Consider the following 20,116-nt stretch of genomic DNA (forward strand, 5'->3'; position numbering starts at 1 on the left):
CGGTGGTCGCGGTGGTCGCGGTGGTCGCGGTGGTCGCGGTGGTCGCGGTGGTCGCGGTGGTCGCGGTGGTCGCGGTGGTCGCGGTGGTCGCGGTGGTCGCGGTGGTCGCGGTGGTCGCGGTGGTCGCCGAGATGCGTCCACGGAGGAGGCCACATTCGCCGGCGATTTATGCGCATAAACTGACGACGCCATCGGCTGCAGCCGGATCGCGCGGGCCAAGCTCCATTACCACCACCGCGACCACATTCGGAACAGCAACGCAGTTGCCGGATCGCCGCCCACGCGAATCCTCGCGCCCGAGCTTCACACCGCTCCAAACTCGGTCCCACGTCAGCGCTCCGGCAGAGCGTGACTTTATGCGCACAAACCAATAGCCCAAACGGCCAACGCGTAGTTGGCGAACCACAATTTCATTGAAATATAAATATCGTCCTGTAGAATTTCAACGACCAAAAACAGGAGTGAAAATTGGCCGCGGAAATCATTGCAGTCACTCAACAAAAAGGCGGCGTCGGCAAGAGCACGATCGCCATGCACCTGGGTGCCGCATTCCATGAAAAAGGGAAGCGCGTCCTCGTCATTGACGCAGACGGTCAAAACACGCTGGTTCACTGGTCCAGCGCATCCGGTGACAGCGACGCCGGTATCCCTTTCCCGGTAGTCAATCTCGCTGAAGCCGGCGGCCAGATCCACCGCGAGATCAAGAAGTTCATCAACGACTACGACATCATCGTCGTCGATTGCCCGCCGTCGATTACCGAGAAAGTATCCGGCGTCGTGTTGCTGGCCGCATCGATCGCCGTGATTCCGACTTCGTCGTCGCCGGCCGATTACTGGTCGAGCGTCGGGCTGGTCAAGCTGATCCAGCAGGCGCAGGTAATGAACGAAGACCTTCGCGCCGTTTTCCTGCTGAACAAGACCGAAGAGAAGCGCATGCTGACCCGCGAGCTCAAGCGCGCGCTCGAGGAGCTCGGTTTCCCGTTGCTTAAGACGCAAATTCCGACCCGGGAAGCCTACAAGCAGGCGATGGCGCTCGGTCAGACCGTGCTGCAAATGAACGATCGCGGCGCCAAGCTGGCCGCCGCGGAAATTCGCGCATGCGCCGACGAAATCGTCGCCATGCTGCCCTGACTTTATGCGCATAAAGGAGTCACATGAAGCCCTCCCAATTTGCAAAAGGATTCCAAGCGCGCCCGGATATCACGACGAGCGAGAAGCGGACCGCGCTTGATCGGCTGAATGCCATCGACGGCATCGTCAAGTCCGAGACTGCTACGACAGCACCGACGAAATCCGCCAGAAAGGACGTCGCGCCACCTGCCGTTGCCGACGTCCTGCTCGATCCGTCGACGGACGAGTCGCCGCAATATCGCGCGTGGCGCCTCGAGAACCGCTATGCCCCCGGTCAGGTGATCGAGCTGCCGCTGAAGGCGATCAAACATAGTCCGTTCAACCCGCGGCATTTCTATCTGAAGTCGTCGATTGCAGAGCTTGCGGTCAACCTCGCGAAGCAGGGGCAACAGCAGGCGATTCACGTGATTCCCGATTACGAGAATCCGGGTTCCTATTTCGTCAGCGACGGCGGCCGCCGCGTGCGCGCGTTGAAGGAAGCGAACAAGGAAACCGTGAAGGCGATCGTGATCGACGTGCCGATCGGAATCGAGAGCTACAAGCTCGGCTACGACTTGAACGTGCAACGCGATTCGCAGACGGTATTCGACAATGCCGTCGTATGGCGCCGCTTCCTGGACGACAAACATTTCCAGAGTCAGAAGGAACTGTCCGAACATCTCGGCCTTGATGAGTCGACGGTCGCAGTTGCGCTGTCGATCGGCAAGCTGCCGGAAGCCGTAATGCAGGAGATGGTCGCACGCCCCGATCGTTTCGGTTCGAACATGGCGTATCAGGTCGGCCGTTATCACAATGCGCGCGGCACCGAGGCAACGCTACGGCTGATCAACAAGATCGTGTCCGACGACCTCAGCACGCGCCAGGTGTCGGACATCGTAAAGGGTCGCGTGGCAGCGCAGGAAACGCCTAAGCCGGCCGGCCGCCAGCGCTACGCGCAGCGGCTCGAGATCAAGCTTGGCGGCAAGTCGGTCGGCGACCTGAAGTCGTACGGCGAGGACCGGATCGAATTGCGCCTGCGCGGCTTGCCGAAGGACAAACGCGACGCGATCCTCGAGCAACTCGAGCGGATGCTGCTGTCGGAGTGACGGTAAGAGCGGGATGGGCCTGGCGATGTGCCGGGCCCGCTCAGATTGGACGAGACGAGCCGGCGGCTCAGAGGGAGGCCTGAACGGCCTCAGGCCGCCCGCGATTGATTCAGCGTGAATGCAAGCAGATCGCCATCGGTCGGCTCTCCCCAGGTCTTTTGCGCAAGCCAGTCGAAAAACGCCGTTTCTGCCAGCTTGGATTCGAGCCCGCGCTTGCGCCAGTCGTCACGCAGATGCGAGCCCATTGTCGGCAACACTTCCGACTCGAACGACTCGCGCGCCACTTCGCGCTCCGCGTCGCCCTGCTCCTCGTACAGCACCTTCGCTTCCTTGCGGCGGAACGCAGCGAATTCGCTCAACAACCGTGCCTTCAGATCGTCCGGCTGCGCCGACACCGCCTTTGCCGACGGCGTGGAAGGCAGCGCATCGACGGACTCGACCGGCGGCGCATATCCCTTCTTCAGCGCATCCTTGAACAACGCGGGCGCGCTGCGCACCGGCGGCAGCGTCGTGCTACGCATCCGCTGCTCGGTCATCTGCAGCGCCGCGCGAATCCGGTTTTCCTCGCTGTCCGCGTAGAGCGTCTGCGCTTCCTTGAGCGGAATCCCGAGCTTCACCATCCGGTCGACCAACGTACTGTCAAACACGTTCGGATGCTCGTCGAGCGCGAGCATCGGCTGCTTGCGTTCGGTCACACGGAACTGGATCTCCGCGACTCGCCGCCCTTCGCGATGCTCGATCAACTCGACGAAGATGTTCGTGACCGCGTTCACCTCGGCGATCGCCGGGCGCAGATAGTCGCGCTTGAAATACTTGTACTCGCGCTTCGCCTCGTCGCCCGCTTCAGTATCGGGCGTGCCCGACAGGATCGGCCGCCACCATTCCCACGGCTCGCGCATCGTCAGGTGGCTCGGGTTCGTCAGATAGCGCACGCAGATCTCGTACAGCGCGAGGCCGGCGCTGCTGCGCAGCTGGCTCTGAAACTGCAAGCTCAGACGCGCGTATTGAACCGGATCGAGTAGCTTCTTCTTGATCTTCGGCGCGAACGAGAATTCAACCCACACCCGACGAGTAGCCGGGTCCTCGAGAATTTCCGCATCGGCGATCAACGTCGAGATCCCCCACTTGCGGCCAGGCTTCTGGCTCGACGTGCCGGTGCTCCATTCGACCTGCACCGACACCATGCGGCGCAGGTGTTCCTTCACCAGTGCAGTGTCATTCGAATCGAACGCGGAATTGGCGACGATGTCCGACAGCAGCGCGCGATAGGTGTCGCCCGAGTCGTCGGCCTGCTGCGCGACGGCGAGCAGCACGTTGAACAGCTTGCGGGTCAGCAGCGTGATCTTGCCGCTCTTCGGCTGAATTGCGATCGCCTCGACGGCCTTCCGCAATTCGGCTGAACTGGCACTCACCACATCCACATCGGTCTTCTTGGCGCGCTTCGTGGCCATGCGTCGGGTCGGAGGAGAAGTTTCACGGAAGGATAGCGCCTGTGGTGATGTGCGTCCAGAACGACATGCTCACCGTTGCCGGTGAAGTGCGCGTGCGAAACAGCGCTCACCCCAACCCACTCCCGAAAATCCTCACCGGTCCGGATTGACGGCGTTTCCGACGCATCCCGACGTGTCGCGGGATGCGCGGATTCACAGATTTTCGCCTGTGCCGGACCCGTGCGGAACTTGCTCCCGTATCAGCTCACCTTTCGATTTGTCGTAATTTTGCGACTGTACGGCGACACGCCGGCCATGGCATGCCGTCACTCGTCTGTGCCGTCCTGTATGCATGTACAGGCAGGACGGTGCCCGCGATTGCGGCCAGGTTTGCCGTGTACGAACACAGGCTCAAAAAGCCGTTGGCCGTAGGGACGACAGCGATTTCGCGCGCCGGCGCGCATTGTACAGCGCCTAGCAAGCAGCCAATCCCGAAAATTCTCACCTTACCGGCTCGATAAGCTGTGACGCGAGCACCCGGAATCCCGCGCCGCACGCGGTGCCGGCACAGCTGGCCTCCCGAAAAAGCTCACCTTATTGGAAAAAACGGCGCCGTAGCAGCCCGAGAACCGACTCCCGAAAAATCTCACCGTAACCGGCGCGGTATCAAAAATGTCAATCGCATCCGATACTTATGCGCGAATGGCCGCGACGCGGGCCCGGCGCTTCTCTCCCCGAAAAGCCTCACCTTTGCGGCATCCACAGCGACGCAACACCTGTGCGAGGATTCCCGAAAATCCTCACCTGCGCCCAAGAGTGGCACAGCGGAAATTGGATTTCTGCCCCTTCCGGCGGGCTTTTCAGCGAATTCGACTGGTCGGTGCCCCCGTAAAGCCTCACCTGTGCACAATTTTTGCGCACAGAGGTCCCCCGAAAACCCTCACCTTTCAACCGAACGGCGCGCTGTGATCTACCTCCCGAAAAAGCTCACCCTAGTGAAACCCGCCTCGGCGAACGGGCAATTTATCTCCCGAAAACCCTCACCTTCCTGCCGTCGATGGACCTCCACTGCACTTTTACTGTGCAAAATGGCGGTCCGTTCCCGGAAATCCTCACAGCAAATCCTGGTCCAGTCCCGCGAAACCTCACCTTTGGCCTAAAGTGCCCAAAAGATAGGCAGAATCGGGGCACGAAGAAGGTCCCGCAAATTCTCACCTATGTCTGCACAGGCAGAAAACTGTGCGCGTAGGCACAGCGCGGGTTGTACGGCTGTGGTGTCCCGTAAACCCTCACCGTTCGGGAATCTCGTGTTTTACTGTGATCCCGAATCCGCTCACGACCTTTCCTGTATCGGCTCACGCAACTTCCCGAACCCCATCACTTCAGCTCCCGCAGAAGATCACCTTGGTTCCCGTAAAACTTCACCTTATCGGCTGGAAACCCTTGATACGTAAGGCTGTGCCGTGGCGTTAACGTTTTTAACTAAGGGTTCAAGGGTGTTTACTTCTAATACTCTCAAGACCTCGGTCACCGAGTTTTCCACAGATACCCCAACGCCTGAACACCGATCGGCTACGATGACGATCGCGATGTGAAACAAATGCCCTTTTTTCGTGCTTGCCAAAAAATCCTTTGGGAACAATGGATTAGGCAACTTTCTTCGCTTTGTTTCACGAAATCCGGCCACGGGATCGCCGAGATCGGCTCACGCATGCGGTTTCCGGCCACAGCGACGTAAATGCGCCACAGTCGACGGCAATCGGTATCAAAAAATACGTATTTCGTTATGATCTCAACATCTCAATGTCTGTGAGTGTTGTCATGACGCTGGATGAAATGCGGGAAGCTATCCGTGGTGAGCTCGAATCCCTGCGCGCAAGCGGCGCGCGCCGCCAGGAGTTGTCACTCCATGCGTGCAAGCGCCTGTTTTTCGACCTCGGTATCCGGCCGTCGGCCGCCAGCGTTCGAGATCTCACGCAGACGGGCAGTGCGAGCGACATCCCGAAAGATATCGATCACTTCTGGGAGCGGATTCGTTCCGCGTCCAAAGTCCGGCTCGACGGCGCGGCCATCCCGAAAGCGGTAGAGGAAAAGGCGGGAGCATTGCTCGGCGCGTTATATGAAGAAGCATTGAAAGCGGCACGGGAAAGTCTCGATGTCGACCGGGAGCAGGTCCGCGCGGGCATAGCCGATGCGGAACAGCGGTTGCGCGACGCCACGGTCCGCCAGGAAACCCTTGAAGCGGCGCTGGCTCGCAGTGAAAGCCGCAACGATCAACTGCAGGCCCGCGTGACCGAACTCGAAGTGCAGCTTGCGTCGCAATCGACCCACGGTTCGGCAAACGAAGCAACGCTGCTCACCACGGTCGCCCGGCTCGAAAAGGAACTGGCCGCGATGGCAGGCCGCGTCGACGTCGAACAGACACAGAATGCCGCGCTGCGCGAGCGAATCGATACGCTGCAAGCCGAATTGCAACAGCGAACCGAGCACTACGCGCAGCAAATCAAGGATGCGGTGGCCGAAGCCGAACGCCGCGTGAAGCCGATGCTTGTCGAACTGGACTCGCTGCGCAGCATGGCGTCGACTTACCAAAGCGGGTTACGCGACGTGCAACGCAAGGAATTCGATTTTCTTCAGCAATTGAGTGCAGCCAAGACACGTGCCGACCGGCTCGAGGAACAGTTGCGCGCGCAGAGCGACGAACTCGAACGCGCGACGCGCGATCTGCATGCGCTGCAGGCCAGCCGCGGCATGAATCCGGAAATTTCGGCGCTGATTCGGCGTCTGGCCGACGCCGGTCAACTCGACGCAGCAGCGTTTGCAGCGATCGGTACGTCGATGGACCACGACACGCCGGTACCGAACCAATGTCCACGTTGTGACGGCGAACCAGAACTTTCGCATGGCGCTGACGGGTTCGAAGTGTCTTGCCCCGAATGCGAACATGCGTCGGGACCTTGGCCGTCCCGATTCGAAGCGGTCGCGCGCTTTACTCGCGACTGACGCGTTGACGCGCACAGCGATCACACAGGTGAGACTTTCCGGGAAGCTTGAGGTGAGGTTTTTCGGGAGCTGTGAAACGGTGAGGCCACATCGCACAAGGCTGCTCACGGATCATGTCGTCGTGAGCAGCCGACGCCGCATCAGTGAGTTTCGTCCAGATCCGGTGCGTCACCGTTCGTGAGACTTTCCCGCCAGTTTTTCCATGCGCGGTGCAGGCGGTTCGACGAGATCGGCCGCATGAAGCCGAGCCATTTGCCGACGCGTTCGGGCGGCACGTCGTGTTCAAACAGTTCGGCTGCATAGGTGTTACGCAGCGTTTGCGGGCTCGCGCGTGCGGTGCGCGACGATGTGAGCCCGGCGGATTCGACGATCGCATCGATCGCGCGCAACATCGTTGCCTTGTGCATTGGCCGCCCTGTGTGGGATGCCGGAAACACGAGTTCTCCCGGAATCTCCTGGCGCTTGCGCTCAACGAGCCACGCTTCAAGCAACGCGATCGCAAATGAAGCAAGATGGGTTTCGCGCGCGAAATCGGGATGCGTCGACGGGATCTGCAGCGACGTTCCACTCGTATTGATGCAACTAATTGTGAGCACGCGCGCTTCGCCGGTTTTCACGCCGGCACCGAGAAACGCGGCGACGAGCGCACGGTCGCGGCGTTCTTTCCAGTACGCGGCGCCGGATACACCGATCGGCGAGAACAAGTAGGCCAGCAATTTCGCGCGCTCGGCCGGCGTGAGGAAGCCGGTCGGCTCGTTGTCTCGCGCCTGACGCCAGTTCGCTTCGCCATCCTGAGCAATGAAGCGCGCAGGGTTGGTGGATGCGAGCTCGGTGCGGCGGATATGGTCGAGAACGCGCTCGATCAAACGGAGATAGCGCATGCGCTGGGTTTTCCGGATCGGAAGCTCGGCGACGAAGTTCGCGATTGACGCGGTGTCGACCGTGGCGAGATTCTTCTGATGCGCGCGCAGCCACGCGAGAAACGCCCCCCATTGGGCGCGGTAGACGTCGGCCGATGAGCGGCGGTAGTCCTGCATCGCGAGCCACGCATCGAATGCGGTTTCCGGCGACAAGATCCAGTCGGAGGCGCCGCGGTCGAACAGATCCTTTTCTTCTGGACGAGCCGGCGTGTCGAGTGACGTAGGAGGGGACATGGTATTTATTCCGTTAGTTGCGTATATGGTAGCCCTTTGCGCAACATCGCGGGCGGCGACACTGCAACGGTCCGCCGCCGGTTTTGGGAATGTCGACGCGCGGCGTCAGTCGCCCCAAGCCTTCGACGGACGATGCGTTCGCTCGCGGGGCGCAGCTTCTTGCGAATCCGCGGCCGCTTCATACGCGAGAACCGCGAACGAGAACACGGCGGGCAGCGCATTCGAACGGCCGAAGTCGATCGGATCGTCCGTTTCGGGGAAAGTCATGTCCGACGGCCGTTCGAACAGCTGGCGCATGCCCGCGTCGTGCCGGCTTGCAAAGCCGAGATCGGCGAGCGCTTCGGCTTCGATCGCGTGCAGCAGACGCCACGACAGCGGCACGCGCTGACGAATGTAGCGCGCGGCAATGTGGCGAACGATCAGTTCGAGGTCGTGCGCGGCAGCCTTGAAGCTGAGCGCGGCCAAATCTTGTTCTTCTGTCATTGCAGGCTCCTGTCGACCGCCGCAGCGCCTCGGTGCGCCGCAGCGGCCAATGCATGGCGGAATGTCCGTATACTGTACAAATATACAGTTATTTCCGCAACTGGCCGTTCGGCCAGCTAGGCGCCGCGTCAACGATGAATCACGATCAGCAGTGCACGCGCCTCGGCTTTGCCGTGGTTGCGGATCGCGTGCGGCGTGTCGGCCGGGTAGCGCGCGGTATCGCCGGCCTTCAGGCGTCGGCTGGCCGCGGCGGCTTCGATTTCCATCGCGCCTTGCAGCACGGTCAGGTGCTCGCGTGTTCCGGGCTCGTGCGCGTTCGATACGAGCGCGCCGCCGCCCGGAAGCGTCAGCTCGTACCACTCGAACTTGCCGGCCAGGTCGATCGGGCCCCATACGCGCAGCTGGTAGCGGCCGTCGTGGCCGGCGAGCGTCGGGATGTCGTGCGGGCCGTCCACGCGGATCGTCTCCGGCGCTTTCGGCTGCGAGAACAGTTCGTCGAGGGTGATGCCGAGCGCGTTCGTGAGCCGCCACGCAACGGCGATCGTGGGGTTTGCCTTGTCGCGCTCGATCTCGGAGAGCATCGACTTCGACACGCCGGCCGCGCGCGACAGGTCGTCGAGCGTCAGCTTGCGCTCGTTGCGCAGGCGCTGGATTTGCTCGCCGACGCGAGGCGGCGTCACGCCCGGCGGCTGCGGTGCGGCGCCGGCGGGCGTGCGCCGCGACGCGGAGGAACTTGCCATTTGGTTTCCGTTCGCTTAGAGTTGTTCGATATTCCGAATTCTAGTTCGGAATATCGGATAAATGCGGTCAATCGAACGACCGACTATAACAGTAGCAGGCCGCCGCGCCGCTGCCACGAGCGGCGCGCGTCGGCATGCGAATCCCTGTCAGGAGCTTTGCGATGCGTGATGCCTTTCTCGCCCAGGTGCGCGGGACGCTCGACCAGATCCGCGCGGACGGTTTTTACAAGACCGAGCGCGAGATTGCGAGTCCCCAGGCGGCGGCCGTGCGGCTCGCCGGCGGTGCCGGCGTGCTGAATTTCTGCGCGAACAACTATCTGGGTCTGGCGAACGATCCGCGCCTGATCGCCGCGGCGCAGGCCGGGCTGGATCAGGACGGCTTCGGCATGGCATCGGTGCGCTTCATCTGCGGCACGCAAACCGTGCACAAGCAGCTCGAAAGCGCGCTCGCGTCGTTTCTGGGCACCGAGGACAGCATTCTCTATTCGAGCTGCTTCGACGCGAACGGCGGCCTGTTCGAGACGCTGCTCGACGAGAACGATGCGGTGATCAGCGACGAGCTGAACCACGCGAGCATCATTGACGGCATCCGCCTTTGCAAGGCGAAGCGCTTCCGCTACAAGAACAACGATTTGTCGGACCTCGAGGCGAAGCTGAAGGAAGCCGACGCCGCCGGCGCGCGCCACAAGCTGATCGCGACCGATGGCGTGTTCTCGATGGACGGCATCATCGCCGATCTGAAAGGCATCTGCGACCTCGCCGATCGTTACGGTGCGCTCGTGATGGTCGACGATTCGCACGCGGTCGGCTTCATCGGCGCGCATGGCCGCGGCACGCCCGAGCACTGCGGCGTCGACGGCCGCGTCGACATCATCACCGGCACGCTCGGCAAGGCGCTCGGCGGCGCATCGGGGGGCTACGTCGCGGCCCGGCGCGAGATCGTCGAACTGCTGCGCCAGCGTTCGCGTCCGTACCTGTTCTCGAACACGCTCACGCCTAGCATTGCCGCTGCGTCGCTGAAGGTGCTGGAACTGCTCGGCAGCGACGAAGGCGCGAAGCTTCGCGAACGCGTGCGCGAGAACGGCGTGCGGTTCCGCGAGCAGATGACCGCTGCGGGCTTCACGCTCGTACCGGGCGCGCATCCGATCATTCCGGTGATGCTGGGCGACGCGCAGCTCGCGACGAACATGGCCGACAAGCTGCTCGCCGAAGGCGTCTACGTGATCGGCTTCTCGTTCCCGGTCGTGCCGCGCGGCCGCGCGCGGATCCGCACGCAAATGAGCGCCGCGCATACGCCCGAACAGATCGATCAGGCGGTCGCCGCGTTCGTGCGCGTCGGCAAGTCGCTCGGCATCGTCTGACGGAGGCGCGAACATGAAAGCACTGGCAAAGCTCGAACGCGGCCCGGGGCTCACGCTTACGCGCGTGAAGCGCCCGGAAGTCGGACACAACGACGTGCTGATCAAGATTCGTCGCACGGCGATCTGCGGCACCGACATCCACATCTGGAAGTGGGACGACTGGGCGCAGAAGACGATTCCCGTGCCGATGCACGTCGGTCACGAATACGTCGGCGAGATCGTCGAGATGGGGCAGGAGGTGCGCGGTTTCGAAATCGGCGATCGCGTGTCCGGCGAAGGCCACATCACGTGCGGTTTCTGCCGCAATTGCCGCGCCGGGCGGCGGCATTTGTGCCGTAATACGGTCGGCGTCGGCGTGAACCGCGAGGGTGCGTTCGCCGAATATCTGGCGATTCCCGCGTTCAATGCGTTCAAGATTCCGCCCGAGATTTCCGACGATCTGGCGTCGATCTTCGATCCGTTCGGCAACGCGACGCACACGGCGCTGTCGTTCAACCTCGTCGGCGAGGACGTGCTGATCACCGGCGCCGGCCCGATCGGGATCATGGCGGTCGCCATCGCGAAGCACGTCGGCGCGCGCAACGTCGTGATCACGGACGTCAATGACTACCGGCTCGAACTTGCGCGGAAGATGGGCGCGACACGCGCGGTCAACGTGGCGCGCGAATCGCTGCGCGACGTGATGGCCGATCTGCGGATGACGGAAGGCTTCGACGTCGGCCTGGAAATGTCGGGTGTGCCGAGCGCGTTCACGAGCCTGCTCGAGGCGATGAACCACGGCGGCAAGGTCGCGCTGCTCGGCATTCCGCCCGCGCAGACGGCGATCGACTGGAACCAGGTGATCTTCAAGGGGCTCGAGATCAAGGGCATCTACGGACGCGAGATGTTCGAGACCTGGTACAAGATGGTCGCGATGCTGCAAAGCGGCCTCGATCTGTCGCCGATCATCACGCATCGCTTCGCGGCCGACGATTACGAGAAGGGCTTCGCCGCGATGCTGTCCGGCGAAAGCGGCAAAGTGATTCTCGACTGGACGGTCTGAGTGTCGAAGGAGCGGCCCGGCGTTCTTTGCCGGCCGTTCCGCTCGCATCGGCTCGTGTGTTTGCCGGAGCTGTCAGCTGCGGCAAGCGCTTGAGGTGAGGATATTCGGGAGCCGTGATTGCGCGCCCGACGAAGGCTCGATCTCGCTGTCGCGACGTGCTTCGGCGGCACTCAATCGGCGGCGAACGGTTACGCGTTGACTGTACGCGCGCGATCGAGCCAAAGCGGCCCGCACCCATCGGTGACATCACATCGCGCACGCAGCTCACCTGTCAGCGGGGCTCCGCCGATGCTTCGCTCGCGTCCTTTGACGCGGGTCTTTCTTCTCATCCTTCCGTATCCGCTCGCCACGTTCGACTGGCAAGCGCGTGCCGCGTGATCGGAGGCTCGCGTGACGGACGTACACGTGTTTCCGCGACAACACAGCGACGGATGATGCATATCGCATTGCACCCTCCGACGTGAGGCTATCGATCACTCGCGATCTCACCTTTCCATCATGCATGTACCCCGGTCGGTGCGGTGTCGGCGATCGAAGCCGCTCACCATTCAGCTCGTATCGTCCGGGCTCCCGATGCACTGACGCGCCGGGGTTGCGGGCATCTCGAGCCGATCTTGACCGGTTTGCCGCAGAGACACGCAACCGTCGCGAGTCCGTGCCGTGCCGCATCCCGTTATGTGCCGCACGCGCCCCCGCGGCCGCAACGTGAGGTGACGAAGCGCCCCGGCCTTCACGTCACCGCTTCGGGCATGAGGCCGCCGCCCGACATTCGCCCTCCATCCGACAGGGCTTTTACACATCCGCGTTGACGAGGGAGAACGATCGTTCTACCGTAAACGCATGAACTCACACGACGATCCCTCAACCGAACCGGTCGTTCGCGACCGGCTGCTCGACGCGGCGGAAGCGCTGATCTACTCCGGCGGTATTCATGCGACCGGTGTCGATGCGATCGTGAAACGCTCCGGCGCCGCGCGAAAGAGCTTTTATTCGCATTTCGAATCGAAGGAAGCGCTGGTCTTGGCCGCGCTCGAGCGGCGCGACGAACGCTGGATGCGCTGGTTCGTCGACGCGACGCTTGCGCGGGGCAAGTCGCCGCGTGCGCAATTGCTCGGCATGTTCGACGTGCTGCGCGACTGGTTCGTGCAACCGGACTTTCACGGTTGCGCGTTCCTGAACGCGTCCGGCGAGATTGCCCGCGCCGACGATCCGGTGCGCGTCGTCGCGCGCATGCACAAGGCGCGCTTGCTGGCGTTCGTGCGCGAGCGGTTCGACGCGTATGCCGACGCAGTCGCGCTCGAGCGCCGCGGGCTGGCTCGCATTGCGCGTCAATGGCTGGTGTTGATCGATGGCGCGATCGGCGTCGCGCTCGTCAGCGGCGACGCAACCGCCGCGCGCGATGCGCGCGCGACCGCCGAACTGTTGCTCGATGCGGTGTCTCGAGCGCAGAAGAAGTAACACGTCCCAACCGGTTGCGCGCGTGCGCGGCCGGAACCTTGCTCAGGAGCATTCCATGTCCGCTTCCCCGGAAGTTCGCCCGCCCGTTCCGCCCTTCACGCTCGAAACGGCACGCCAGAAAGTGCGCGCCGCCGAAGACGCATGGAATACGCGCGACCCGCAGCGTGTGTCGCTGGCCTACACGCCGCAGAGCCGCTGGCGCAATCGCGCGGAGTTCGTGACGGGCCGCGACGAGATCGTCGGCCTGCTGCAGCGGAAATGGACGCGCGAGCTTGACTATCGATTGATCAAGGAGCTGTGGGCATTCGGCGGCAATCGCATCGCGGTGCGGTTCGCATACGAATGGCACGATGACGCCGGCAACTGGTTTCGCTCATATGGAAACGAGAACTGGGAGTTCGACGAAAACGGGTTGATGGCGCATCGCCACGCGAGCATCAACGACCTGCCGATTCGCGAAGCGGATCGCCTGTACCACTGGCCGCTCGGTCGTCGTCCGGACGACCATCCGGGCTTGTCCGATCTCGGCCTCTGACGCGCGCGATGACGACGCCCGACCGCGCTCGATGTCACACCGTGCGCGGGGGCAGCGTTCAATGGTGAGGAAATACGGGAGCCGCGTGCTGAGGTGAGTGTTTTCGGGAGAACAGCGTTTCGCACGGAACGGTGTGACGCTTCGCGTCCTGCTTCTCACCGATCATTCTTCGCAGGAAACGGCGCGATTGCGCTGATGAAAGCACCGCGCATTGCCGTGGGCGCTGTCGCGTCGCGAACATGCGCGTACGAACCCGCATCGAAGGCGACACGGTGGCGTCGCTGCCGAATGACGATGAAGTCCAACCGGTGTGTGTCGACGCGCGATGCAACTCACCGCTCGGCGTCGACGTGATGCCTTTCACATCGATGCATCACCGTGACGAAACCTGACGTGCCGCGTCGCCGAACGACATGACATGCAGAACCGGCATCGCGCGGCGCATCGAATTCGACAAAGGTGTGCGGCGCTCCGTCGTGTTCACACTACTGAACACAACGTGCATCGATGCCGTCTCCGCCGCGCACCCTTCCCGTTCGAGTGTCAGCCGGCGATCCGCGCAGCGATCGCTTCGCCCACTTCTTGCGTTCCGGCCTGACCGCCGAGATCGCGCGTGCGCGGGCCGGCTCGCAGTACGTCCTCGATCGCGGCGACGATCGCGTCGTGCGCTTCGCGTTCCGGCCCCGCGCCGTTGCCGAGGAAGTCGAGCATCATCGCCGCCGACCAGATCATCGCGATCGGGTTTGCGATGAACTGCCCCGCGATGTCCGGTGCGGAGCCATGCACCGGCTCGAACAAGGACGGAAACGTACGATCCGGGTTCAGGTTCGCCGACGGCGCGATGCCGATCGTGCCCGTGCATGCCGGGCCGAGGTCGGACAGGATGTCGCCGAACAGGTTCGACGCGACGACGACGTCGAAGCGGTCCGGCTGCAGCACGAAGCGCGCGCACAGGATGTCGATGTGCTGCTTGTCGACGGCGATCTCCGGATAGCGCTCGGCCATTTCGGCTGCGCGGGCATCCCACCACGGCATGCTGATCGCGATGCCGTTGCTCTTCGTCGCGACGGTCAGGCGCTTCGCGCGGCGCTGCGCGAGCTCGAACGCGAACTTCAGCACGCGTTCGGTGCCGTGCCGCGTGAAGATCGACTGCTGCATCACGACTTCGCGCTCGGTGCCTTCGAACATCGTGCCGCCGACCGACGAATATTCGCCCTCGGTGTTTTCGCGCACGATCATGAAGTCGATGTCGCCGGCGCGGCGGCCGGCGAGCGGCGACGGCACCCCGTCGAACAGGCGCGCGGGCCGCAGGTTGATGTACTGATCGAACTCGCGACGGAATTTCAGCAGCGAGCCCCACAGCGAAATGTGATCGGGCACCGTGGCGGGCCAGCCGACCGCGCCGAACAGGATCGCGTCCATGCCCGACAGCTGCGCCTTCCAGTCGTCCGGCATCATCTTGCCGTGCTGCGCGTAGTAGTCGCAGCTCGCCCACTCGATCTGCTCGAACGCGAACCGGATGCCGAAGCGCGCGGTGACGGCGTCAAGCGCGCGCAGGCCCTCGGGCATCACTTCACGGCCGATGCCGTCACCGGGGATGACGGCAATCTTGTACGTCTTGTCGCTCATGCGAGTCTCCTTGGCTGGTTGGGCCGCTGGCGGCGTGCGCAGCGGAACATGACGTCATTCTATTTATTTCCATTCGGATTAAAATCGCGGAAAAGGTTAATCAACTTTCCACGAATCGTGAATAAATCGCCGAATCTCGACGACCTGCGTGTGTTCAGCCTTGTCGTCCGCTTGGCGAGCTTCAGCGCGGCCGCCGAGCAGCTCGCGGTGTCGCCCGCGTACGTGAGCAAGCGCATCGCGTTGCTCGAGGCGCAGCTCGGCACGCGGCTGCTGCATCGCTCCACGCGCCGCGTGACGGTCACGGAAGCCGGCGAACGCGTATTCGCGCGCGCCGAGAAGATTCTCGACGACGTCGATCATCTCGTCGAGGACGTGTCGACCACGCGCACGGTGCCGCGCGGCACGCTGCGCATCTCGACCAGCTTCGGCTTCGGCCGGCATGTGATCGCGCCGGCGCTGCTGGACTTTTCCGCTCGCTATCCGCAGCTGAACGTGCGGCTCGATCTGTTCGACCGGCTCGTCGACGTCGCGGGCGAAGGCTACGACGTCGACGTGCGCATTGGCGACGAAATCGCCGACCATCTGATCGCGCGTCGCCTCGCCGCTAACTACCGCGTGCTGTGCGCGTCGCCAGGCTATCTCGCACGCCGCGGCACGCCGCGCACGCTCGCCGATCTCGCATCGCACGACTGCCTCGCGATCAAGGAGCGCGATCATCCATTCGGTGTATGGCGGCTGAACGTGCGCGGAGAAACGGCGACGGTGAAGGTCGGCGGCGCGTTGTCCACGAACCATGGCGAAGTGGCTGTGCAATGGGCGCTCGCCGGACGCGGGATCGTGTTGCGTTCGATCTGGGAAGCGGGGCCGCTGATCGAACGCGGCGAGCTGCGTCGCGTGCTGCCGGATGCGATTCAGCCGGCGAACATATGGGCGGTGTATCCGGAGCGCGTCGCGGCGTCGGCGAAAGTGCGCGTATGCGTCGACTATCTGGCGGAGACGCTCGCCGGTCTAAACGCCGCAGCAAGCGACGACGCGGGCTGACATCGGGGAAAGGTGAGCTTTTACGGGGGCACGTGATTGGCATCGGCGCATGCCCGTTTTTTTGCGACTTGCCGCCGCGTTGCCGGTGCAACGGCCTGCGGCGGGCAGGGATGCACTGCCCGCCGCGAAGCGCCTTTCAAGTTGACGATGGTATCGGCCGGGCACCCTGCGCGCAGCTCCACGCTGCGCGCCCACTGCCCGCGACGCAAAGTTCAACACCGCACATTAACGCCCCTTACGCCACGCTCTGCACGCCCAGCATCAGGTCGAGATTCTGCACGGCCGCACCGGACGCCCCCTTGCCGAGATTGTCGAACACGGCGGACAGCAGCACCTGACCGTGCTCTTCATTGACGAACACGCCGAGCTGCAGGTCGTTCGTCCCGTTCAGTGCTTGGGGATCGAGATGCGTGATCGCGCGGGTGTCCGCGAGCGGCATGACGTCAACGTGGCGCGCGCCCGCGTAATGGTGCGCGAGACACGCATGCAGCATCTCACCGGTCACGCCAGCGGACAAAAGCCGCAGCTCGATCGGCACGGTCAGCACAATGCCCTGCCGATAGGCGCCGTAAGCCGGCACGAACAGCGGCCGATGGGCGAGCCCGACATGCTGCCGGATTTCCGGCACATGCTTGTGTGCAAGCGCGAGGCCGTAGACCTGCAGCGGTTTCGCGCGGGCAGCGTCGCTCGATTCCAACGCGTCGACGGCGGCCCGGCCGCCGCCCGAGTAACCCGACACCGCGTGAATGCTCACCGGATAGTCGCGCGGCAACAGGCCGGCTTCCCGCAGCGGCCGCAACAGGCCGATCGCGCCGGTCGGATAGCAGCCCGGATTGCTCACGCGCCGCGCGCCGGCGATGGTCTGCGCGTGTCCGGCGGCCATCTCCGGAAAGCCGTACACCCATTCGGCGTCGGTGCGATGGGCGGAACTCGCGTCGATCACGCGTACCGCGGGATTGCGGATGAAGCCGACCGCTTCGCGTGCGGCGGCGTCGGGCAGGCACAGGATCGCGATATCCGCCGCGTTGATCGCTTCGGCGCGCGGCGCGGGATTCTTGCGAGCGGCATCGGGCAGTGTGACGAGCCGCAGATCGGTGCGATCGCGCAGGCGCTCGTGAATCTGCAAACCGGTCGTGCCCTGGTCGCCGTCGATATAGACAGTGGCGTGGCTCATGATCGTCGCGTTCCTCGTGTCGGAGATCGGGAAAGCCGTATCGTCCACCGGACGCATAGAATAGGAAAAGTTGAATTTCCTGATTACAGGATTCAGCTTTTCTGAACGAGAGGTGGGAATGCGCGAGATCAGTCTGGATCGGCTGCGTACGCTGGTCGCGATCGCCGATCGGGGCTCGTTCGTCGCCGCCGCGCAACTGTTGCATCTTGCGCCGCCGACGGTCAGCCTTCATGTTGCCGAACTCGAAAGCCGCATCGGCGCGCCGTTGCTGTCGCGCACGCGCGGCAACGTGCGGCCGTCGGCAATCGGCGCGGTGCTGGTGGAGCGCGCGCGCCGTCTGCTCGCCGAAGTCGAAGCGACGCTCGACGACGTGGAGCGGCAAGTGCAGGGGCTGACGGGGCGCGTACGCCTCGGCGCATCGACCGGCGCGATCGCGCATCTGTTGCCGCAGGCAGTGGCCCGGCTTCGCGAACGGCATCCGGACATCGACGTGCAGATCGCGGTGCTCACGTCACACGACACGCTCGCGCGCGTTGCACAGGGCACGCTTGACGTCGGGCTCGTCGCGCTGCCGCAGCCGGCGGTCGCGGGCTTGTCGATCCGCGCGTGGCGGCGCGATCCGGTGCTGGCCTTTCTGCCGGCGGACTGGAAACTGCCGGCCCGGGTGACACCGGCGTATCTGGCTGCGCGTCCGCTGATTCTCAACGATGCGACCACCCGCCTGTCGAGGCTGACGACGGAATGGTTCGCGCTGGGCGGCCACCGGCCCGAGCCGCGCATCGAACTCAACTATAACGATGCGATCAAGAGCCTGGTTGCCGCGGGCTACGGCGCGACGTTGTTGCCGCACGAAGCCGGCGCGCCGCTGCCCGATGCGCGCATTGTCACGCGGCCGCTGCGCCCGGCGCTGTGGCGGGAACTCGGTATCGCGCATCGGGCCGGCCCGGTCGAGCGGTCGACGCAGCACGTGCTCGACGCGTTGTGGGCGCTCGGCGTGCGATAGAAAATCGCGCCGGAAAGCGACGCATCGGACGCGCCGCCGTGGCCGGCCGTTACAGCCGGTTGTCCTTCGCAAGCATCAGCACGCGGGCCCAGCGCTGCGCGTCGCGCTTGTCCATCATCGGCAGTTTCCATTCGCCGCGCTCCGTGTCGCGCACACGCACGACCAGATGCCAGCGGCCATCGATCGGCGCGGCTTCGCAGCCATCGAGCTGCGACAGCGTATAGCGGCCGTCCGCGCCGTCGTGCGACATCCACAGCAGGCCTTGTGTCGCGGACACGCGCAGCTCTCCCCATGCGCGATGGACGATATGCGTCCAGCCTTGTTCCTTCGTGTTCGGGGCGATGTCGCGGCGGCGCTTGATCCACCACGCGGCCAGTGCGAGCACGATCGCGGCCGCGAGCACGGCGGCCGCGATCGCCACCGGTTGGCCGAACTGCGCGGCGATGACGTGAAACAGATGAACGGCGCCCCATCCAAGTGCGATGAGCGCAAACAGCGCAATGAAAATCGGCATGTCGAATCGGAAAAGAGAACGGACCGGCGCTGCGAGCGTCCCGGCCCGTTGCATGCGGCGTTACCGGTGGCGATGAATGTCGTGCGTGACGAAGCCCGCGTCATTGGTGGGGAGCGCGAGGCCGTCCTTGACGGCGAGCGTCTTGCGGATGTCGTCGAGACCGGCGCTCCAGTGGTCGCGCATCGTCGACAAACCGAACTGGTAGTCCTTGTAGTGGTGCTCGTACGCCTTCTGCTGATAGATCAGGTGCTGGATGTTGTACTTCTTCCCGCTCGACATCGCTTCTGCCTCGATGCACCAAGGGTCGTTCTTGCGCTGCTCTTCCGGCACCTGCTCGAGTACGTGGCGCAGCACGTTGCGGTAGCGCTGTTCGCGCTGCAGCGTGTCGGTGACGAAACGCGTGCGGCTCGAATACTGCACGTCCTTCGTGCGTTCCGCGACGTCGGCCATCGTGCGCGGCAGCGGGCCGCGCGCGCTCCACAGGTCGACCTGGAACGCGAGCGTGTCGCGGCGCGGCCGCGCGCGCAGCACTTCCATCAGCGGCGTGTTCGATACGACGCCGCCGTCCCAGTAATACTCGCCGTCGATCTCGACGGGCGGGAACGCGGGCGGCAGCGCGCCCGACGCCATGAAGTGCTCGGGCAGCAGGCGGATCCGCGAGTTGTCGAAGTACACGAAGTTGCCCGTGCCGACGTTGACTGCGCCGACCGACACACGCGTCTCGCCCGAGTTGATCCGGTCGAAATCGCAGAGCTTGAGCAGCGTCGCGCGCAGCGCGGACGTGTCGTACCAGCTGATTTTTTGCGGATGATCGGACACGCCCGGCAGCGGCGGCGGGAAGCGCGGCACGAAGAAACCCTGCTGGCCCTGCATCATCGCGCTCGCGGCCTGCGACGCGGTGAAGAATGTGCGAATCTGGTCAATGCTGTTGAACAGCGCGAATTCGAAGGCGGCCGGGATCGCGGGAAAGAACGCCGGCTGGCAGATCGTTTCCCAGAATTCGCGCAGCCGCTCGACGCGATGCTCGGGCGCATTGCCGGCGATCAGCGCGGTATTGAGCGCGCCGATCGAGATGCCGGCGATCCAGTCGAGCGGAATGCCTGCTTCGTGCAGCCCTTCGAATACGCCGGCCTGATACGCGCCGAGCGCGCCGCCGCCTTGCAGGACGAGCGCGATCGTTTCGTACGGCAGCGATCGCGCAGAGGCCGGTGCGCCGGCTTCGTGGTGCAGGTCCGCCGCATCGACGGCCTGCTTTTCTGTACGCGCGTGCGGTTTCATCAGTTGCTCCGAGAAATCCCGCCGTGGAGGGCGGAGACGCCGGGAGCAACGTCGG

The 20,116-nt window shown here is 63.8% G+C and carries 18 protein-coding genes; 10 read left to right on the forward strand and 8 right to left on the reverse strand.

What is annotated here, in order from left to right:
• The 3 genes from KDW55_RS22110 to KDW55_RS22120 all read left to right on the forward strand — a co-directional run.
• A partial coding sequence (locus KDW55_RS22110; RefSeq protein ID WP_212161147.1) for a hypothetical protein occupies positions 1-374 on the forward strand: 374 nt, incomplete at its 5' end.
• A 94-nt stretch (positions 375-468) separates the two neighbouring features.
• The gene (gene parA / locus KDW55_RS22115) at positions 469-1,131 is read left to right on the forward strand and encodes a ParA family partition ATPase (RefSeq protein ID WP_040138954.1); all 663 of its coding nucleotides are present in this window, start codon (positions 469-471) and stop codon (positions 1,129-1,131) included.
• 23 nt (positions 1,132-1,154) lie between these two features.
• A complete protein-coding gene (locus tag KDW55_RS22120) occupies positions 1,155-2,216 on the forward strand; it encodes a ParB/RepB/Spo0J family partition protein (protein ID WP_040138955.1) in 1,062 nt (353 codons plus the stop codon).
• Between the two features lie 89 nt (positions 2,217-2,305).
• Here the strand turns inward: KDW55_RS22120 and KDW55_RS22125 are convergent, their stop codons facing one another.
• Positions 2,306-3,667, reverse strand: coding sequence for a replication initiation protein (locus KDW55_RS22125; RefSeq protein ID WP_040138956.1), 1,362 nt, complete (start codon positions 3,665-3,667; stop codon positions 2,306-2,308).
• A 1,800-nt stretch (positions 3,668-5,467) separates the two neighbouring features.
• Between KDW55_RS22125 and KDW55_RS22130 the strand changes: the two genes are divergently transcribed.
• Positions 5,468-6,649, forward strand: coding sequence for a DNA-binding protein (locus KDW55_RS22130; protein WP_212161146.1), 1,182 nt, complete (start codon positions 5,468-5,470; stop codon positions 6,647-6,649).
• A gap of 140 nt (positions 6,650-6,789) precedes the next feature.
• On the opposite strand, the gene KDW55_RS22135 is transcribed toward KDW55_RS22130, so the two are convergent.
• From KDW55_RS22135 to KDW55_RS22145, 3 genes are all read right to left on the reverse strand, one after another.
• Positions 6,790-7,803, reverse strand: coding sequence for a tyrosine-type recombinase/integrase (locus KDW55_RS22135; RefSeq protein ID WP_059548510.1), 1,014 nt, complete (start codon positions 7,801-7,803; stop codon positions 6,790-6,792).
• A 105-nt stretch (positions 7,804-7,908) separates the two neighbouring features.
• Positions 7,909-8,286, reverse strand: a complete 378-nt coding sequence (locus KDW55_RS22140) for a DUF2471 family protein (RefSeq protein ID WP_040138959.1) — start codon at positions 8,284-8,286, stop codon at positions 7,909-7,911.
• Between the two features lie 128 nt (positions 8,287-8,414).
• Positions 8,415-9,026, reverse strand: a complete 612-nt coding sequence (locus KDW55_RS22145; RefSeq protein ID WP_212161145.1) for an XRE family transcriptional regulator — start codon at positions 9,024-9,026, stop codon at positions 8,415-8,417.
• 161 nt (positions 9,027-9,187) lie between these two features.
• Between KDW55_RS22145 and KDW55_RS22150 the strand changes: the two genes are divergently transcribed.
• The 4 genes from KDW55_RS22150 (at position 9,188) to KDW55_RS22165 (ending at position 13,422) form a co-directional block, all read left to right on the forward strand.
• Positions 9,188-10,387 carry a glycine C-acetyltransferase gene (locus KDW55_RS22150; protein WP_059548511.1) on the forward strand — a complete coding sequence of 400 codons (1,200 nt, stop codon included), beginning with the start codon at positions 9,188-9,190 and terminating at the stop codon, positions 10,385-10,387.
• A gap of 13 nt (positions 10,388-10,400) precedes the next feature.
• Positions 10,401-11,429 carry an L-threonine 3-dehydrogenase gene (gene tdh, locus KDW55_RS22155; RefSeq protein ID WP_040138962.1) on the forward strand — a complete coding sequence of 343 codons (1,029 nt, stop codon included), beginning with the start codon at positions 10,401-10,403 and terminating at the stop codon, positions 11,427-11,429.
• An 840-nt stretch (positions 11,430-12,269) separates the two neighbouring features.
• Positions 12,270-12,887, forward strand: a complete 618-nt coding sequence (locus KDW55_RS22160; protein ID WP_209825716.1) for a TetR/AcrR family transcriptional regulator — start codon at positions 12,270-12,272, stop codon at positions 12,885-12,887.
• A 55-nt stretch (positions 12,888-12,942) separates the two neighbouring features.
• Positions 12,943-13,422, forward strand: a complete 480-nt coding sequence (locus KDW55_RS22165; RefSeq protein ID WP_027781811.1) for a nuclear transport factor 2 family protein — start codon at positions 12,943-12,945, stop codon at positions 13,420-13,422.
• A 543-nt stretch (positions 13,423-13,965) separates the two neighbouring features.
• On the opposite strand, the gene KDW55_RS22170 is transcribed toward KDW55_RS22165, so the two are convergent.
• Positions 13,966-15,051, reverse strand: a complete 1,086-nt coding sequence (locus tag KDW55_RS22170; RefSeq protein ID WP_212161144.1) for a tartrate dehydrogenase — start codon at positions 15,049-15,051, stop codon at positions 13,966-13,968.
• 117 nt (positions 15,052-15,168) lie between these two features.
• Between KDW55_RS22170 and KDW55_RS22175 the strand changes: the two genes are divergently transcribed.
• Positions 15,169-16,092 (forward strand): LysR substrate-binding domain-containing protein, encoded by a 924-nt coding sequence (locus KDW55_RS22175; RefSeq protein WP_040138965.1) that lies wholly within the window; start codon positions 15,169-15,171, stop codon positions 16,090-16,092.
• Positions 16,093-16,327: 235 nt separating this feature from the next.
• On the opposite strand, the gene argC is transcribed toward KDW55_RS22175, so the two are convergent.
• Entirely contained in the window at positions 16,328-17,266 is a 939-nt protein-coding gene (gene argC / locus KDW55_RS22180; RefSeq protein WP_212161143.1) for an N-acetyl-gamma-glutamyl-phosphate reductase, read from the reverse strand.
• Between the two features lie 118 nt (positions 17,267-17,384).
• On the opposite strand from argC, the gene KDW55_RS22185 reads away from it, so the two are divergent.
• On the forward strand, positions 17,385-18,269 hold the full coding sequence (locus KDW55_RS22185) for a LysR family transcriptional regulator (RefSeq protein WP_212161142.1): 885 nt from the start codon (positions 17,385-17,387) through the stop codon (positions 18,267-18,269).
• A gap of 49 nt (positions 18,270-18,318) precedes the next feature.
• Here the strand turns inward: KDW55_RS22185 and KDW55_RS22190 are convergent, their stop codons facing one another.
• Both KDW55_RS22190 and KDW55_RS22195 read right to left on the reverse strand, forming a co-directional pair.
• Positions 18,319-18,783 carry a hypothetical protein gene (locus tag KDW55_RS22190; RefSeq protein ID WP_212161141.1) on the reverse strand — a complete coding sequence of 155 codons (465 nt, stop codon included), beginning with the start codon at positions 18,781-18,783 and terminating at the stop codon, positions 18,319-18,321.
• 60 nt (positions 18,784-18,843) lie between these two features.
• Complete coding sequence (locus KDW55_RS22195) at positions 18,844-20,061, reverse strand: patatin-like phospholipase family protein (RefSeq protein WP_040138968.1); 1,218 nt, start codon at positions 20,059-20,061, stop codon at positions 18,844-18,846.
• Positions 20,062-20,116 lie beyond the last annotated feature (55 nt).

This window comes from Burkholderia sp. AU19243, assembly GCF_018148075.1.
GTDB classification, from domain to species: domain Bacteria; phylum Pseudomonadota; class Gammaproteobacteria; order Burkholderiales; family Burkholderiaceae; genus Burkholderia; species Burkholderia latens_A.

Bases quoted from the DNA above. Each gene is read 5' to 3' on its own strand.
- KDW55_RS22120 (WP_040138955.1), top strand. From the start codon at position 1,155: ATGAAGCCCTCCCAATTTGCAAAAGGATTCCAAGCGCGCCCGGATATC.
- KDW55_RS22125 (WP_040138956.1), bottom strand. From the start codon at position 3,667: ATGGCCACGAAGCGCGCCAAGAAGACCGATGTGGATGTGGTGAGTGCC.
- KDW55_RS22130 (WP_212161146.1), top strand. From the start codon at position 5,468: ATGACGCTGGATGAAATGCGGGAAGCTATCCGTGGTGAGCTCGAATCC.
- KDW55_RS22135 (WP_059548510.1), bottom strand. From the start codon at position 7,803: ATGTCCCCTCCTACGTCACTCGACACGCCGGCTCGTCCAGAAGAAAAG.
- KDW55_RS22140 (WP_040138959.1), bottom strand. From the start codon at position 8,286: ATGACAGAAGAACAAGATTTGGCCGCGCTCAGCTTCAAGGCTGCCGCG.
- KDW55_RS22145 (WP_212161145.1), bottom strand. From the start codon at position 9,026: ATGGCAAGTTCCTCCGCGTCGCGGCGCACGCCCGCCGGCGCCGCACCG.
- KDW55_RS22150 (WP_059548511.1), top strand. From the start codon at position 9,188: ATGCGTGATGCCTTTCTCGCCCAGGTGCGCGGGACGCTCGACCAGATC.
- tdh (WP_040138962.1), top strand. From the start codon at position 10,401: ATGAAAGCACTGGCAAAGCTCGAACGCGGCCCGGGGCTCACGCTTACG.
- KDW55_RS22160 (WP_209825716.1), top strand. From the start codon at position 12,270: ATGAACTCACACGACGATCCCTCAACCGAACCGGTCGTTCGCGACCGG.
- KDW55_RS22165 (WP_027781811.1), top strand. From the start codon at position 12,943: ATGTCCGCTTCCCCGGAAGTTCGCCCGCCCGTTCCGCCCTTCACGCTC.
- KDW55_RS22170 (WP_212161144.1), bottom strand. From the start codon at position 15,051: ATGAGCGACAAGACGTACAAGATTGCCGTCATCCCCGGTGACGGCATC.
- argC (WP_212161143.1), bottom strand. From the start codon at position 17,266: ATGAGCCACGCCACTGTCTATATCGACGGCGACCAGGGCACGACCGGT.
- KDW55_RS22185 (WP_212161142.1), top strand. From the start codon at position 17,385: ATGCGCGAGATCAGTCTGGATCGGCTGCGTACGCTGGTCGCGATCGCC.
- KDW55_RS22190 (WP_212161141.1), bottom strand. From the start codon at position 18,783: ATGCCGATTTTCATTGCGCTGTTTGCGCTCATCGCACTTGGATGGGGC.
- KDW55_RS22195 (WP_040138968.1), bottom strand. From the start codon at position 20,061: ATGAAACCGCACGCGCGTACAGAAAAGCAGGCCGTCGATGCGGCGGAC.